The sequence below is a fragment of the Vibrio glycogenivorans genome (genome assembly GCF_051660965.1).
Taxonomy (GTDB): domain Bacteria; phylum Pseudomonadota; class Gammaproteobacteria; order Enterobacterales; family Vibrionaceae; genus Vibrio.
Window position 1 is genome coordinate 34206 of the sequence record NZ_JBPVIS010000003.1, and the last position, 15272, is coordinate 49477.

Consider the following 15272-nt stretch of genomic DNA (forward strand, 5'->3'; position numbering starts at 1 on the left):
AATTTGAAGATAGTGATGCACCTATGACCAATATTATTCATGTTGCCAAACACGGTAGTGACACCAACTCAGGGTGTGAAGACGCGCCATTTGCCACCATTTCACACGCCGCTCGCATTGCCGAAGCTGGCGACACCGTCCTTATCGATGAGGGGGTATATCGTGAGTGGGTTCGCCCACAAAACTCGGGTACGACGCCGTGTAATCGCATCACCTATCAAGCAAAAGACGGTGCAAAAGTGGTGATTAAGGGCTCTGAAGTGTTTGATGATTGGCAACATGTTGAGGGCTCAGTATGGAAAACTCAGATCTCAAATCAACGCTTTGAGCATGAAAATCCGTACGAAAAACGCATCTTTGGTGATTGGTTTGTCTACCCGCAAGACTTTGAGGTGCATACCGGTGATGTTTATCTGAATGGCCGCTCTCTGTTTGAGGCGCGCTCACTAGAAGAGGTCAAAAATCCGCAGGTAAGAACTAGCTTCAATATGCCGCTGAGCGATCGTGTTGAGCAGATACATCAGCCTGAAACGACCATTTATGTCTGGTATGTCGAGGTGGACGACGAGTACACCACTATCTACGCCAATTTCCACCAGTACGATCCCAACCAAGAGTTCGTTGAGGTCAACATCCGGCCTTGCTGTTTTTATCCCGATAAGCGCGGTGTGAACTACATTACCGTATCTGGTCTGGAAATGTGTCATGCCGCGACGCCATGGACACCGCCAACGGCCGATCAACCAGGCCTTATCGGTACTCACTGGAGCAAAGGCTGGGTCATTGAAAACAACATTATTCATGATTCTAAATGCAGTGCCATCAGCCTAGGTAAAGAATCAAGTACGGGTGATAACTTCTGTGCCCGTTACCAACATAAATCCGGCTACCAAAATCAATTAGAATCGGTATTCAAAGCCATTCAGTTAGGCTGGAGCAAAGAAACCATTGGCTCCCATATCGTGCGTAATAATACCATCTATGATTGCGGCCAAAATGGTATTGTTGGGCATATGGGCTGCGCGTTTAGTGAAATCTACGCCAACCACATCTACAACATTGGCACTAAGCATGAATTTTTTGGCTGGGAAATCGCCGCCATCAAATTCCACGCCCCGATCGATACCGTGATAACCAAGAACCGCATCCACGATTGCACCCTCGGGATCTGGCTTGATTGGCAGGTACAGGGAGCACGTGTCAGCCAAAACCTTCTGTATCGCAATGACCGCGACTGCACCATTGAGGTGACCCATGGCCCGCTGTTGGTAGACAACAATATTTTTGCCTCTGAATACAATCTAGATAATCACGCTCAAGGTACCGCGTTCGTTAATAACCTCTTTTGCGGCGTGATGAGCAACGTCAAGGTTCTCGATAGAGCGACGCCTTATCACTTCCCTCACTCTACCTCTGTTGCCGGTTACGCCTTTACCTATGGCGGTGATGATCGTTATTACAACAATATTTTTGTTGGTACTGAAAATAACGTCGATAAATTAAATCAAGGCACTTGTGGCTATAACCAAAATCACTCTAATTATGAGTCCTACCTCAATGAAATCATCTCTAAGGGCAATCTAGACGAAGAGAAGTATGTCTCGACCCAGCAGCCGGTCTATATCGACAATAATGTCTACTACAACGGCTCAGCTAGCTACCAATTAGAGCGCTCCAAACATGTTTGTGCCGATTTCAATCCTGACGTGACGGTGATTGAAGACAACGACAATGTCTATCTTCAATTTGATGCTGATAACGGCTTACTCGGTCTCAAAGGCGCGATCCATTCTACTTACACGTTAGGACAGACGCGATTATCGGAAGGCTTGTTTGAGACAACCGATGGCCAAGCGTTGACGCTTGATAGCGACTTTTTCGATAACGCACGCACACCAAATAATGCGATTGGACCGTTCGCAACCCTCACTTCAGGCATAAATCGATTTAAGGTTTGGTAACAGGCTGGGTTTGATAACAGATTGTGTCATGGCTCATATCAATGAGTCATGACAAACCGTATTCTGGATTTAGTTGCCTTCCTTCTCGATCTATTTGACTCAATGACAACAGGGATTAGTTTATGCGAATTAATGATCACGCACCCGTTGAAATGTATCACGCCAAAAACGAGCGTTACGACTCCCTTCCCTTTCGCCGCTGCGGCAAAAGCGGCGTGCGCCTGCCTGCCTTTTCTTTAGGGCTGTGGCAAAACTTCGGTCAACATGACAGTTTGGCCAATGCCAGAAGCATTCTGCGCACCGCCTTTGACCTTGGCATTACGTATTTCGACTTAGCGAACAACTATGGCCCACCGTACGGATCTGCAGAGGAGACCTTTGCTCAACTACTGCGTATGGACTTCAAGCCGTATCGAGATGAGCTACTTATCGCCACCAAAGCGGGTTATGATATGTGGCCAGGGCCTTATGGTAATGGCGGTTCGCGTAAATATCTCGTTGCTAGCCTTGAGCAGTCACTGAAGCGAATGCAGCTTGATTACGTTGATATTTTCTATCACCATCGACCAGACCCAGACACACCGATTGAGGAAACCGCACTAGCACTGGATCACTTGGTTAAACAGGGTAAGACGCTTTACGTCGGTGTATCTAACTACAGCGCTGAACAAACCGCTGCGATTTCCGCGATATTTAATGATCTAGGGACACCTTTTATCATTAATCAATCTCGCTATTCGATGCTAGAGCGAAAGCCCGAACGCCAACTTCTTGATGAGCTGCAAGCTGAAGAGCTTGGCATGATCGCCTTCTCCCCCCTCGCCCAGGGCATGCTCAGCGGAAAATACTTATCCGGCATTCCCGCTAGCTCAAGAGCGGCAAACCAACGCTCATATCTCGCACCCGAGCAAATTGAGCCACACCTAAACAAGCTCAATCAACTCGCTGCGATTGCTGCTGACCGAGGGCAAAGCTTAGCCCAAATGGCCTTGGTATGGTTACTGCGTGACCCTCGTGTCACATCGGTTCTGCTTGGCGCCAGTTCGCCTCAACAATTACTCGATAATGTGAGCGCATTAGACTTTGCAGAATTCTCTGATGAAGAGCTAACGGCCATCAATAATATTCTTGCCTAAATGTATCACTCTTTTTGGGGGAGCAACGACGGAAAGTCCTTCTCTCCCTAGCCTGTCCTGTTTTGTTGACGCTTTATGCCACTTCTTGATTTTAATAACACGGCGTGTTGATTATTTATTCTTTTGAATAGTGGTTTTATTTAAACCTAATAATAAAGACACCCTGACTTTCTTTGGCATCACCAAAATCCATTATCACTTAAATAGTAAAGTTTGCGAGCCTATTTTTATTTATTAATGATTTTAATATTAAGATGCTTGTTTAATTATCAATAGCTCGCATATTAATTCTTTTTCACCATCAAACCGTACTTAATACCAAAAAATAACCGTAGGGAATACTATATAACTCTATGTGATATTGGTTCCATATTATTTTGTCCAAATTTGTGGATGTGTCTCATTTGACCAAACTCAGCTTCGTAGCACCCCACTTAAATCAGGTTCTGCGCTGACTCGCGAGAATCAAACAAAGCGGACATAGACACAGCAGGCACGGCCTCTAATAAGGCACGGGGAGGTTAACATTTACGGTTAATGCTCGCCCCGAATCTAAGTGTACCTCGCCCCTCGCTCCTAAAATAAGGTGAATGTTATGGAAAACTTAACTTACCGCCAGGCGTCTCGGTTTCTCGATATGGCGACAATGGGGATAAAAGATGGTGAAATTGAATCCCTCCTAAATATCGATGACCGAACGGCTTGGATCGATGATCAAATTAGCCAAGCTTATACCTCTCACGAAAACCAAACTCTTTACCAAATGCAGCAAAGAGGAGAGTCTCAACCGAGCCAAGAAATGCGCGTGTGTGCTTGGTTCGATATTGCGCTATCCAGTCCAGCCCAACTTCGTCAGAGGGTTGCTTTCGCGCTTAGCCAAATAGTGGTGGTTAATGATCGCGATAGCCAACTGAGCCCTTACCCAGTTGAGCTTGCTCACTACTATGACCTGCTTGCTGAGCATGCGTTTGGTAACTATCGCACCCTGCTTTACCATGTTACTCGCTCACCAATCATGGGGCACTTTCTGACCATGGCGGGTAACCTGCCACGCTCTATAACAGGCGTCGACCCTGACCAGAACTACGCACGAGAAATTATGCAGCTGTTCTCAATCGGCCTGGAAGTATTAAATATCGACGGCTCGCCTCAGTTGGACGAGAACGGACAAGCTATCGCCACCTACGACGATGATACCATTCGTAATGTAGCGCGCATCTTCACTGGTTGGTTTTTAGACAACAACGGTGCGAATGGTGTTATGTACGATGCCATGGTCGCCGATGATGAATACCATGACCTCGATGAAAAGGTGGTTTTTGATGAGGTTTTCCCAGCTGGTATTGGCGCCGAGGATGAGCTCAACCATTTTCTCGACCTTTTGATGGCGCACCCAAGCACGGCGCCCAACATTAGCCAACTTTTGATAAAGCGCCTAGTGACGTCCAATCCAAGCAGCGCGTATATCGCCCGAGTCGCCAGCGTATTTAACCAAACCAATGGTGACCTTGCAGCCGTGATCAAAGCGATCCTCACCGACAGTGAGGTACTCAAGGAAAACAGCAATCAAGTTGCCAAAGTCAGAGAGCCCATTCTGGCAATGACCTATGTTTATCGCGCGCTCAATGCCTACCCAGGACAAAGCAGTGATATTGTTTACAACTCGATGCAGTATCAATCTACCTTTAATCAGTACCCCCTCGGTGCACCGTCTGTGTTTAACTTTTTCTCGCCTACTCATAGCCCAGAAGGTCCACTGCAAGAGGCTGGGTTGACCGCCCCTGAACTAGAGCTGATAGATTGGAACCAATCGATAAAATTCGCCGATATTGCCTACAAACTAGTGTGGACCAACGGACAGCACCGCAACAAAAGTAATACCAAGCTCGAGATGTACGTTAATACGTCAGACCTTGAAACGCTCGCCAACAACGATGATTTTGCCGGGATTGTCAATCTGCTCCAGAACCGCTTCCTTCATGGTCAGATGTCTGAGCAACTGACCGCACACTTGCAGAAAATCTACGATGTGCATGCCACGCCTGTCTATTCAATACCTAAGCTATTGTTCTTCGTCATCATCTCACCCGACTTTATGATACAGGAGTCAGTCTCATGAAAATTTCACGTCGCAGATTTCTCCAAGGCTCCGCTGCCGTCAGTGGTTCATGTCTAGCACCACTGAGTCTCACTCTTCCTAGCTCTGCCTTCGCGGCTGAGGATGGTGATTACAAAGCGCTGATTTGCCTCTTCTTATACGGGGGCAATGACTCCTTTAACATGGTGGTGCCCACCACAGGCGCTAACTATCAAAACTACCTAGCCTCTAGACCGGATATTGGCCTTGTCGAGAGTGCAATGGCAGCTCAATCTTTCGTTGACGACCAAGGGCAAACACTCAAAATGAACGCTGCGATGCCAGGCATTGCGCAGTTAATTCAAGATGGTGTCGCAGCGCCAGTCGTCAATGTCGGCACCCTACTTGAGCCTACCAATAAAAGCAATTACAGCTCGGTACGCAGGCCCGCCAATATCGGCGCGCACAATAAACAGCAACTCGCCTGGCAATACAGCTGGAATACCAGTGAGTACCACCCCTATGGTTGGGCCGGTTTGATGATGGATATTCTTGGTGACTTGTCCTCTCCCATATCGGAAAAGCTCGCGTTCAGTAGTAACGAATTAATGACGGGCTCGACCCGTACAGCGCTGCAAGTATCAAGTGGCGGTATCAAGGCGATGGATGCCATGGGTCACTCTGGCGTCATTACAACCACATTTGAGGATATGGTTTCATCACCTTATGGCTCAGAGTTTTCACGCGAGTATCTGGCTAGGCTAAAAGGTGTGGTCGACTTCCAGCAAACGCTCGAGTCGATATTCGATGGTTACCCAGTCGACACCTCGATCCCAGATAGCTCGCTTGGCTCACAATTGCGCGCGGTCAAACAACTAATGCAGGCCAGTCAGGATCTTGGCCACAGCCGTCAGGTATTTTTCGTCGCAACCGGTGGCTATGATACCCACCGTAATCAGAAAGGACGTCATGAGGGCTTGCTCTCAGGTGTCGACCAAGCCGTAACGGCTTTTTATCAATCCCTTGTCGCAGAGGGCATGGCTGACCAAGCGGTACTGTTTACCATGTCAGACTTTGGCCGTACGATAGAAAATAACAGTAATTTGGGTACCGACCATGGTTGGGGTAGTAACCAACTGATTGTGGGTGGTCCGGTTGCGGGGGGTAAGGCCTATGGTCGCTATCCTGAGTTTATTCGTGACGGTAATGATGCGATTGGTAATAAGTTTATCCCTTCCACCTCTTCTGAACAGATGGCGGCGACACTGTGTAAGTGGTTTGGCCTAGGCGATAGTGGTATTGACCTGATATTCCCAAGTCTTAACCCGAACAACGCCAATGCATTCCCGAGCCGGTATTTAGGTATCCTCGGCGATGCGGGACCACAAACTAGCACAGTAGTGGTCAGTGAGGACAGTTATGTGCGCAGTGGAACGCACGCGGATACCAATTTTGGTTCCGATGCTCGTCTAACCGTTAAATTAGATAACGGAGCCTACGAAAGGGAGACGTTACTTAAATTTGACCTAGCAACAGCATCAATCAGCACTGCAGTACTGCGTTTATATGTGAGCTATTGTAATACAGCGGAGTCACGGACGGTTACACTCTATCGCAGTGATGATATCAGCTGGAGCGAGTCGACGGTGACATGGAATACCAAGCCAGCAAAAGGCGCTGCGGGTAACAGCTTTACGGTCTCACCTTCACAGGTGGGAAGCTGGATAGACGTGGATGTGACGGACTTACTGGCTGGAAGCAGTGGTACTGTCTCCCTAATACTGGCGCAAACCAGTGCGAAAAACAGCAAGGCGGACCACAGCTATGCAAGTAAAGAGGACTCGGTTGATTTAGCGCCTCATATTATCGTTACTGCGTGACACACATTTGTAAGTTGCAGCTTATGTATCTTAAGGATATTAGGCAACCCTGCCTGATATCCTTTTTGTTTATTGAGTTCAACAACTTTTCATTGGCAAGCGCCACGCTTTGAAGCTCACCTTCGCACTATTTTACAACGGCTTTGGTACGAAACTGCTTGGGCGATATGCCGTGATACTTCTTAAACCGATGGGAAAAGTTGTTTGGGTCTTGATATCCCAATCGGCCACTGATCATTTTTATTGACCAATCAGTGTGCTCGAGCAATGCTGCAGCTCGAGTCATTCTTAGCATTACGATGTATGAGCGTGGGTTTAAATCATACAGTGACAACGTCACTCTATTAAGTTGCTCCTCGCTGAGAAAACAGCGCTTGGCGACCTCAGAGACTCGCCAATCCAAGTGAAGTTGGGATTCAACTAGGTTGTAAACCGCCATAACGCGGGTGGGTGTATCGTAATCGCTTGGCTCAACCTGGTTTAGCACCCGTACTAGCTCGGCCAGTAGGAAGCGACGAAAGCTCTTTCTTCCGCCAATTTCAGCGTGCAGCAGTTGAATCGTAGACCAAGTACGTTCTGCATCTTCAAAATTGGTGACCCTTTTGATTTGCTGATGCCAGCTTGACCAAGACTTGGTATCTTTCAATAGTATCCAGATCATTTTCCAACCCGCCGCCAGCGGGGCCAATTCAAATCGAAATGGCAGATTGGCAGGCAAAATGGTGATGGTCGATGGGTTGATCTGCTCAGCCCCCTGCTCTGTAAGCAATTGCCCCTCGCCTTCCACCGTGATCAAAATCGTATGAGTGTCGGGCTTAGTTCGTTCAACCCAGTAGGCCTCTCTCAGCTCCGACATCCCTGCCATATGAATGCCAAATTCCTGCATTTCAGGAATGTCCGCGTCAACCAAGAACCTTTCATAGCATGCAGGGCTAAGAAACAGGTCATCTTTCCATTCTCGATTAAGCTGCTCTTGGGCAATGACAGATTCGCACAGATTTTTTGGTTGTTTGAACATTTCAGTTGCTCCTAAAAAGCTTTAGAGTTGACGCCCTCACTATTAGACAGGAGATGTACCTTTATGAAAAGCTTTTCACTCACATCACAGTCTCGTTCTTTAATCAGCCGCACACTTAAGCTCGGGATCCCTGTCGCGATTCAAAGTGCTTTAGTATCAATACTTGCACTCGCTGATGTCTTAATGGTGAGTAGCTTTGGTGAAGCCGCAACAGCCTCGGTCGGCATTGCGGCGAAGTGGCACTTCGTTGCTATCATGGTGATGGCTGGGCTTGGAATCGCAAATGGGATCTTGATCGCACAATACTGGGGCAAGTCTGATGTGATTCGATGCCGGAAAATAACACGTTTTGCCATTTACGCCGGTATCCTACTACTGATCCCAATTTCAATTGCAATCGTGGTGTTTGCCGACTGGATTATGCGCCTTCAAACGCCGGATCTGAACGTTATTGCCTTGGGTAAAGAGTACCTAATTTATGCCGCACCAGTCCTACTGCTCACTCACGTGATCATCATGTTTGAGTCCAGTATGCGCTCAACGGGCAATGCGGTTACGCCGCTTAACATTGCCGCGGTGACCATTGCAGTGAATATTTTCCTCAATTTCTGCTTAATCCAGGGTAACTTCGGCTTCCCTGCAATGGGCGTGGCCGGTGCTGCCCTTGCGACGACCATTGCGCGCGTTTTCCAACTGGCGGTATTCATTGTCTATCTTGCTAAGCGCAATCACTGGCTTAAGGGCTGGTCGAAGGAAAGCCGTGACCTTCCGGTTGAGCGCTCGTTTGTCAAACTCGCTATCCCTGGTATCGGTAATGCCGTGTTATGGGGTAGTGGCACGCTGGTGTACCAGATTATTTTTGGTCACCTTGGCACCACAGAGCTGGCGGTATTTAGTATGTTTGGTCCGTTTGAGTCACTGTGCTACTCCATCTTCTTTGGGCTGTCAGTCGCAAGCTCAGTGATCATTGGTCAGTCACTTGGGCAGCGCAACTTTGAGGAGGCTAAGGATAATGCTCAGCGCTTTTTAAAGTTCAATCTGTTTGCCGCGTTCAGTGTCTCATCGGTGATGTTTTTGTTACGCGATCAGATCTTAAGCTGGCTAAGCCTCGATGGCCCCGAATACATCGCCATTTCGGGCCCCGCCATCGTGGTCATCTGTATAGGCCTTGGCATTAGAATGAGCAACCTAATGATTATCAACGGCGTGCTGCGTGCCGGAGGCGAAAATAGCCACTGTTTGCGTATCGATTTTATCTCGATGTGGCTGGTTGGCCTTCCATTTACCGCCATTGGGGCATTTGTCATCGGCCTGCCGTTTCATTTGGTCTACACCGCCATGCTATGCGAAGAGGTAATCAAGCTGTGCTTGTGCTACCACCGCTACCGCCAATTTATCTGGGTAAAAGACCTCACCCTAGCGACGGAATAAATTCCGAGGTACGAGGTGCGAGTGCGGGCTTTGCCCTACGGGGTTCGAGGAGTATGACCTAAACGACAAACTCCTCACACCTCGGAACGAAGTGTAACCCGCACCTCACCCCTGATTTAGCTACAAGGGTTTGGGTATCAGTACAACTCTAAGAGGCTCGAGGAATATGACCTAAAACGACAAACCCCTCGCACTTCGGAACAAAGTGTAACTCTCTCCCCGCCCCCTTATTTCTCGCCCCTTTTTTTTAGGGTTGTGAGAGGATTAGTGTTATTCTACGACAAATAGTTATTATGCAAAAAATCAATGAGCTCCCAAGTTAATAAACGTGTTCTTCTTCTCGCCTGCTTAATCATTAGTGTCGGGCAAATTAGTATGGGGCTTGTGATCCCATCTCTGCCGTCAATTGCTAACGACTTTGGTGTGTCTCTCGACCAAACTCAATTGCTTGTGAGTGTCTATTTGTTAGGTTTTGGGCCTTCTCAGTTTCTTTACGGTCCGGTTTCTGATGCGTTGGGAAGAAAGAAGGTACTGCTGTTTGGTCTTGCTATTGCCGCGGCCGGTCTTGTGAGTATTCTGCTGTTCCACCATTCGCTGGAAGCCTTGGTACTTGGTCGCTTGCTGCAAGGAGCCGGTACGGGTTGCTGCGCGGTTCTTGCTCGAGCGTCTATTCGTGATAGCCATGGTGGCGACCAACTGGCGAAAGCGCTTGGCTATATTGCGATGGCGGCTTCAATCACGCCACTGTTTGCTCCGGTACTCGGCGGCTTTATTAACCATCACTTTGGCTGGATGATGGTCTTTGCTTCCTTGTTTGCCTATGTCTCCGCGGCTTGGTTGTTGCTGCTTATTTTCTTTAAGGAGACGTCACACCAGCGCTCAAGAATTCCTTCACCAAAAGCGATGGGCTTGCAATATAAAACCCTGTTGCAGTCGACCTATTTTGTCAGCTTCGCCTCGATTAGTTGGCTAAATTTCAGCCTGATGATCACCACCATCTCAGTTATGCCGTTTATCATGCAAGATCAAATTGGCATGAGTTCTGACGAGTTTGCTTTGTGGGCGCTCATTCCTGCCATGGGAATGTTGATTGGTACTAGCTTGTGTAACCGTTTTCGACCGAAGGTAGGGACCAAAGCCATGCTGTACTGGTCACCCGCTTTCCATCTTTGCGCCGCATTTTGGTTAGCATTTTGCCCGCTTGAGCCTTTGATGATGATGATTGGGCACCTATTGATGATCCTTGGCAATGGTATCGCCTTGCCATGCGCTCAAACTATGCTACTCCAGCCATATAAAAAACAAGCCGGAGCCGCTGCCGCGATGGCCGGGGGCGGCCAAATGATTATGTCGGCACTGGTCAGTATGGGATTAACTCAAATGGGTCTGCAGTTTGCGTGGCAATTGGCAATCATTATTGCTGTTTTCGCCTGTATATCGGTAATTAACATTACTCGTGGTTTCAAAGCCCAGCCTTAAACGAATTAGCCGCCTATTAAGGCGGCTAATGAATGGTTCATAATGGTTATAACGCTAGCGCCTCTATAGCCAGAATAGCATCGCGATAATAGTCAGTGCCCCGATACACATAATATTAAGGATGATCCCCACGCGCATCATATCGCTTTGCTCTATATGGCCTGAGCCATAGACAATCGCATTGGGTGGTGTCGCCACCGGAAGCATAAAGGCACACGATGCCGCCACAGCAATGAGCACCGATAGCACAACAGGTGATACACCAAAGGCTTCAGCAACGGTCGCGAACACGGGGATCAGTAGCGCGGCGCTCGCGGTGTTACTGGCAAATTCAGTCAAGAACACCACAAAGATTGCTACTACCGCGATGATAAAGAAGATGCCTAAGTGGGCGATCAACTCACTTAACTCATTGGCAAGAAAGACACTAGTGCCTGTGCTGCGCAAAACATTACTCAGACAGATACCACCACCAAACAGCAACAACACACCCCAGTCAGCGGTTTTTTCGATATCTTTCCAATGTACGACACGGGCAAAGCTGACCGCAATAATTGCGCACAGGGCAATGATGGTATCGAAACTCTTAAGGCCCCCTAGCATGCCATTGATAGGTTTGCTGAAGATCCAACAAAATACCGTTGTAGCAAAGATCGCTAAGGTGACGACCTTACCTTTGTCCCAATCAACCGGCTCATAATTAAGTTCAAAATTACCTTTCAGATCGGGCTTCATGGTGAAATAGAGCACCATCAGGGCGATAGGTAAGATAATCAATGAGGTCGGCAGACCAAATGCGAGCCAGTCACTGAATGTTAGGCCAACCTCTGCTGCGGCAATCGCGTTCGGTGGGCTACCGACCAGTGTTGCTATCCCACCAATACTTGCACTATACGCAACGCCAAGTAACACGAAGACATAGGTTTTACGCTCACTTTTCGCATCGACTTTACTCAAGATCCCGAGTACAAGTGGCAGCATCATTGCCGCCGTTGCCGTGTTACTGATCCACATCGATAAGCCAGCTGTCACGCCAAACAGCATAAATACCGCCACGCTCATCTTACCCTTGGCTAACACCAACACCTTATCCGCAATGACCTTATCGAGTCCTTGTCGGTGCATCGCTGCCGCTAGCGCAAAGCCGCCCAAGAATAAGAAAATGATCGAGTTTGAGAAGTTGTTTAGTGCGGTTTGGGTATCGAACACACCCAACACCACCGCAAGCACTGGCACCAAGATAGCCGTGATGGTGACATGCAGTGCCTCGGTGAGCCATAGTACCGCGATAAATGCGAGAATACTCAGACCCAACACGACGTCAGGTTCAAATGGGAGGGTAAAATACAGGGTGAGAAACAGTGCTATATCCGCCAGCACAATCATACTATTTCGGTTAAAAAACCACTCTCTGGTGTTGGTGGGGAGTGGATAGAGGTCATTTCTATGCATGATTCCGATCCTTGTCGTTGCTATTGACCTGTTTATAATCCCACAATGAACCTGAGGGAATACTAGACCTTGGTCGCAATTGAAGCACAATTTTTCCAGTTTGTGATTTTCATCAGATACAAAAAAGCCGCTAGTACATTAGCGGCTTTTTTCAACAAAATCTGTTATTTATGCGAAGGTAGGATAATCAATCAGGCCTTTTTCACCACCACCAAACAGGGTTTCTGGGTCGTGTGGCGCCAGAGGTTGCCCTTGTTCGATACGCGCAGGTAAATCTGGGTTGGCCACAAACGGACGGCCAAAACCAATCATATCAGCAACCCCAGAGTCTAGTGCTTGCTGAGCTTTATCCGCATCGTATTTACCCGCCCAAATCAACACGTTTGAGAACGAGTCACGCATATCGCGCTTGAATTGCTCCGGAGTCTCTGGCGCATCTTCCCAATCGACTTCCGCAATATGTAAGTACGCGATGTTGTGTTTATTGAGTAGCTTAGCGGCAGCCGGGTAGGTTTCCAGTGGATTAGCATCAACGGTACCATTGAGGGTTGTCAAAGGCGCAAGGCGCACACCGACCTTGTCTGCACCAATCGCATCGACCAATGATGCAACCACCTCATCCAAAAAGCGCAGACGGTTCTCTAGGCTACCACCGTATTCGTCAGTGCGTTGATTCGACTCCGAATCAATAAACTGATTGACCAAGTAACCATTAGCGGCATGCAATTCGATACCATCAAAACCTGCTTCGATCGCGTTAAGCGCCGCTTGGTGATACTCGCCGATCACCTTATCGATGTCTGCTTTGGTCATGGCGCGTGGCTCAACAACGTCAACGAAGCCCGGCTCATCACTGCCATTATCGATGAAGACTTTCACATCCTTGGCTTTGATTGCCGAAGATGAGATTGGTTGCTCGCCACCAATATTGTCCGGATGTGTTACACGACCTACATGCCAAAGCTGGGCAAAAATGACGCCCTGCTGCTCATGAACCGCGTCAGTTACCTTTTTCCAGCCAGCGATCTGCTCTGCGCTATAGATCCCCGGTGTCCAGGCGTAACCTTGACCAAGCGGTGAAATTTGAGTGCCTTCGGCAACAATCAAACCAGCGCTGGCACGCTGAGCGTAATACGTTGCCATCATATCGTTAGCGACATTACCAGGTTGAGTGGCACGAGAGCGAGTCATGGGCGGCATCACAATGCGATTGCTTAATGTGTGCTGACCAAGTTTTAGAGTTTGAAAAAGTGAGCGGCTCATAAGTTACTACCTATTTATCTGCTGATGTTCGCTGTAAGGTTATGATTTTTATCATCTCAACAGCCAGTTAGCATCAAAATACGCCGAACTTGGAAGATAATAAAATTATTGATTTTTATGCTGTCGATAACATTTTGTTATTCTTAAGGCAGGTCGCCATCATTAGTTCAGATTGGACTAATACGGAAGAGAGAAGTATACCCAAGTCACCTCAAGATACCTTGTTGGTACGCTGAGGTGACTTGGGTATGGAGTATTATGCGGTTTTAGTGGTCTTTTTCGCAGCCATCGCTGGGCTTTTGTCGACCTTCTCGTTGGTGCTTTTGAGCTGAACGACATCGTTACCCGGTAACTCAGAGTTTTCACCGATGAACTTACCACCAGGTTCAATACACAGATCGTTACTGCGTACCTTGCCGTTCACTTTGCCTTTACCCAGCACCTGCATGTGCGGAGCATGACACTCACCCTCAACGATGCCGTTGACGATCAATCGCTCAGCATGGATTTCACCTTTAACTCGACCAGTTTCAGAAATGATCAAGGTGCCTTGTACGTTACACTGCCCCTCAATCACACCGTCAACCTGAATATCGCCTTCTACTTTTAGTTGGCCACTCGTGTAACAGCCTTTGGCGATGAGGGTTGCAACAGTTGTGCCACCCGTGTCTCGACTGTCTCGACTAAAGATTCCCATGGAACTCCTCCTTCATTTACAAAAATCGACTCAAAATCGTCCACACCCCACGCGACAAAACGCGCAGGATCTAATGCGCGACCGACATAGCGCACTTCGTAGTGCAGATGTGGACCGCTTGATAATCCGCTGTTGCCTGAGGTGGCGACTAGGTCTCCTTTACGTACAAACTGCCCTGGACGTACCTTAAACTCATGCAGGTGCGAATAAGAGCTGGCAAAGCCAAACGCATGTTGAATCCGCAAAAAGTTACCAGAGCCCTGATCACTTTTTCGCGTCACCTCAATAACCCCATCGGCTGGTGCAAACACTTTGGTGCCGGTATTGACGGCAAAGTCGATACCACGGTGCATCGTTTGCGCTTTAGTGATTGGGTGGGTGCGCATACCAAACTTCGAAGACACACGCTGGTTACCGGCAACCGGTGAACCGTTTGGAATTTGTGACAACATCATCAAACGCGTGCTGAACGCAATGTTGGCAGCATCGAGACGAAACTCCAGTGACGTTTGCTCGTCCAACTTGTCCACATTCAACAATTGCTCAATATCAGCCAATCTGTCGGAAACAAACTCAACCCGCTCCTCGCGCTCAATCAAGTCGTTTTCTAAATCATCTTTAAGTTGATTAAGCACATCAAGCTCGGCAGCAAGCCCTTCGGAGCGACCAATAAGCTCAGCATTACGCAGCTGAAAATCGTCTACCGTGTGATACAAATACGCTAGGGTTAATATCGTAAAAGTGGCAACAGTAAAAATGGCATAACAGAAGGCTTTAAAACGAACTCGCGCTCGCTTACTAAAATGCCAATGTTTGGATCCATTAATGGAAGAAATAGATATGGTAAGCTGGTCTTTCATTACTACTTGGCGGGTCTA

General features: G+C 48.0%; 11 protein-coding genes. 6 read left to right on the top strand and 5 right to left on the bottom strand.

Annotated features, from left to right (window positions below; genetic code table 11):
* Nucleotides 1-23 precede the first annotated feature (23 nt).
* From ACSTTG_RS08605 to ACSTTG_RS08620, 4 genes are all read left to right on the top strand, one after another.
* The gene (locus tag ACSTTG_RS08605; RefSeq protein ID WP_438460831.1) at nucleotides 24-1961 is read left to right on the top strand and encodes a hypothetical protein; all 1938 of its coding nucleotides are present in this window, start codon (nucleotides 24-26) and stop codon (nucleotides 1959-1961) included.
* Between the two features lie 122 nt (nucleotides 1962-2083).
* Nucleotides 2084-3097 (top strand): aldo/keto reductase, encoded by a 1014-nt coding sequence (locus ACSTTG_RS08610; RefSeq protein WP_438474496.1) that lies wholly within the window; start codon nucleotides 2084-2086, stop codon nucleotides 3095-3097.
* Nucleotides 3098-3692: 595 nt separating this feature from the next.
* Nucleotides 3693-5216, top strand: a complete 1524-nt coding sequence (locus ACSTTG_RS08615; RefSeq protein ID WP_438474497.1) for a DUF1800 domain-containing protein — start codon at nucleotides 3693-3695, stop codon at nucleotides 5214-5216.
* Nucleotides 5213-7054 (top strand): CBM96 family carbohydrate-binding protein, encoded by a 1842-nt coding sequence (locus ACSTTG_RS08620; RefSeq protein WP_438474498.1) that lies wholly within the window; start codon nucleotides 5213-5215, stop codon nucleotides 7052-7054. Before ACSTTG_RS08615 ends, ACSTTG_RS08620 begins: the two co-directional genes overlap by 4 nt.
* Before the next feature lie 127 nt (nucleotides 7055-7181).
* On the opposite strand, the gene ACSTTG_RS08625 is transcribed toward ACSTTG_RS08620, so the two are convergent.
* A complete protein-coding gene (locus ACSTTG_RS08625) occupies nucleotides 7182-8072 on the bottom strand; it encodes an AraC family transcriptional regulator (protein ID WP_438460827.1) in 891 nt (296 codons plus the stop codon).
* Nucleotides 8073-8135: 63 nt separating this feature from the next.
* Between ACSTTG_RS08625 and ACSTTG_RS08630 the strand changes: the two genes are divergently transcribed.
* Nucleotides 8136-9503, top strand: coding sequence for an MATE family efflux transporter (locus ACSTTG_RS08630; RefSeq protein ID WP_438460826.1), 1368 nt, complete (start codon nucleotides 8136-8138; stop codon nucleotides 9501-9503).
* A 306-nt stretch (nucleotides 9504-9809) separates the two neighbouring features.
* A complete protein-coding gene (locus tag ACSTTG_RS08635; protein WP_438474499.1) occupies nucleotides 9810-10982 on the top strand; it encodes a multidrug effflux MFS transporter in 1173 nt (390 codons plus the stop codon).
* 63 nt (nucleotides 10983-11045) lie between these two features.
* Here the strand turns inward: ACSTTG_RS08635 and ACSTTG_RS08640 are convergent, their stop codons facing one another.
* The 4 genes from ACSTTG_RS08640 to ACSTTG_RS08655 form a co-directional block, all read right to left on the bottom strand.
* Nucleotides 11046-12434: an SLC13 family permease gene (locus tag ACSTTG_RS08640; protein ID WP_438474500.1), complete on the bottom strand. Its 1389-nt coding sequence runs from the start codon at nucleotides 12432-12434 to the stop codon at nucleotides 11046-11048.
* 168 nt (nucleotides 12435-12602) lie between these two features.
* Nucleotides 12603-13697 carry an alkene reductase gene (locus ACSTTG_RS08645; RefSeq protein ID WP_438474501.1) on the bottom strand — a complete coding sequence of 365 codons (1095 nt, stop codon included), beginning with the start codon at nucleotides 13695-13697 and terminating at the stop codon, nucleotides 12603-12605.
* Nucleotides 13698-13953: 256 nt separating this feature from the next.
* A complete protein-coding gene (locus ACSTTG_RS08650) occupies nucleotides 13954-14394 on the bottom strand; it encodes a bactofilin family protein (RefSeq protein WP_438460822.1) in 441 nt (146 codons plus the stop codon).
* On the bottom strand, nucleotides 14304-15254 hold the full coding sequence (locus tag ACSTTG_RS08655; RefSeq protein ID WP_438474502.1) for a M23 family metallopeptidase: 951 nt from the start codon (nucleotides 15252-15254) through the stop codon (nucleotides 14304-14306). The genes ACSTTG_RS08650 and ACSTTG_RS08655 overlap by 91 nt, the downstream gene beginning before the upstream one ends.
* Between the last annotated feature and the right edge of the window lie 18 nt (nucleotides 15255-15272).

Bases quoted from the DNA above. Each gene is read 5' to 3' on its own strand.
- ACSTTG_RS08640 (WP_438474500.1), bottom strand. From the start codon at position 12,434: ATGCATAGAAATGACCTCTATCCACTCCCCACCAACACCAGAGAGTGG.
- ACSTTG_RS08625 (WP_438460827.1), bottom strand. From the start codon at position 8,072: ATGTTCAAACAACCAAAAAATCTGTGCGAATCTGTCATTGCCCAAGAG.
- ACSTTG_RS08605 (WP_438460831.1), top strand. From the start codon at position 24: ATGACCAATATTATTCATGTTGCCAAACACGGTAGTGACACCAACTCA.
- ACSTTG_RS08635 (WP_438474499.1), top strand. From the start codon at position 9,810: ATGAGCTCCCAAGTTAATAAACGTGTTCTTCTTCTCGCCTGCTTAATC.
- ACSTTG_RS08645 (WP_438474501.1), bottom strand. From the start codon at position 13,697: ATGAGCCGCTCACTTTTTCAAACTCTAAAACTTGGTCAGCACACATTA.
- ACSTTG_RS08655 (WP_438474502.1), bottom strand. From the start codon at position 15,254: ATGAAAGACCAGCTTACCATATCTATTTCTTCCATTAATGGATCCAAA.
- ACSTTG_RS08630 (WP_438460826.1), top strand. From the start codon at position 8,136: ATGAAAAGCTTTTCACTCACATCACAGTCTCGTTCTTTAATCAGCCGC.
- ACSTTG_RS08620 (WP_438474498.1), top strand. From the start codon at position 5,213: ATGAAAATTTCACGTCGCAGATTTCTCCAAGGCTCCGCTGCCGTCAGT.
- ACSTTG_RS08610 (WP_438474496.1), top strand. From the start codon at position 2,084: ATGCGAATTAATGATCACGCACCCGTTGAAATGTATCACGCCAAAAAC.
- ACSTTG_RS08650 (WP_438460822.1), bottom strand. From the start codon at position 14,394: ATGGGAATCTTTAGTCGAGACAGTCGAGACACGGGTGGCACAACTGTT.
- ACSTTG_RS08615 (WP_438474497.1), top strand. From the start codon at position 3,693: ATGGAAAACTTAACTTACCGCCAGGCGTCTCGGTTTCTCGATATGGCG.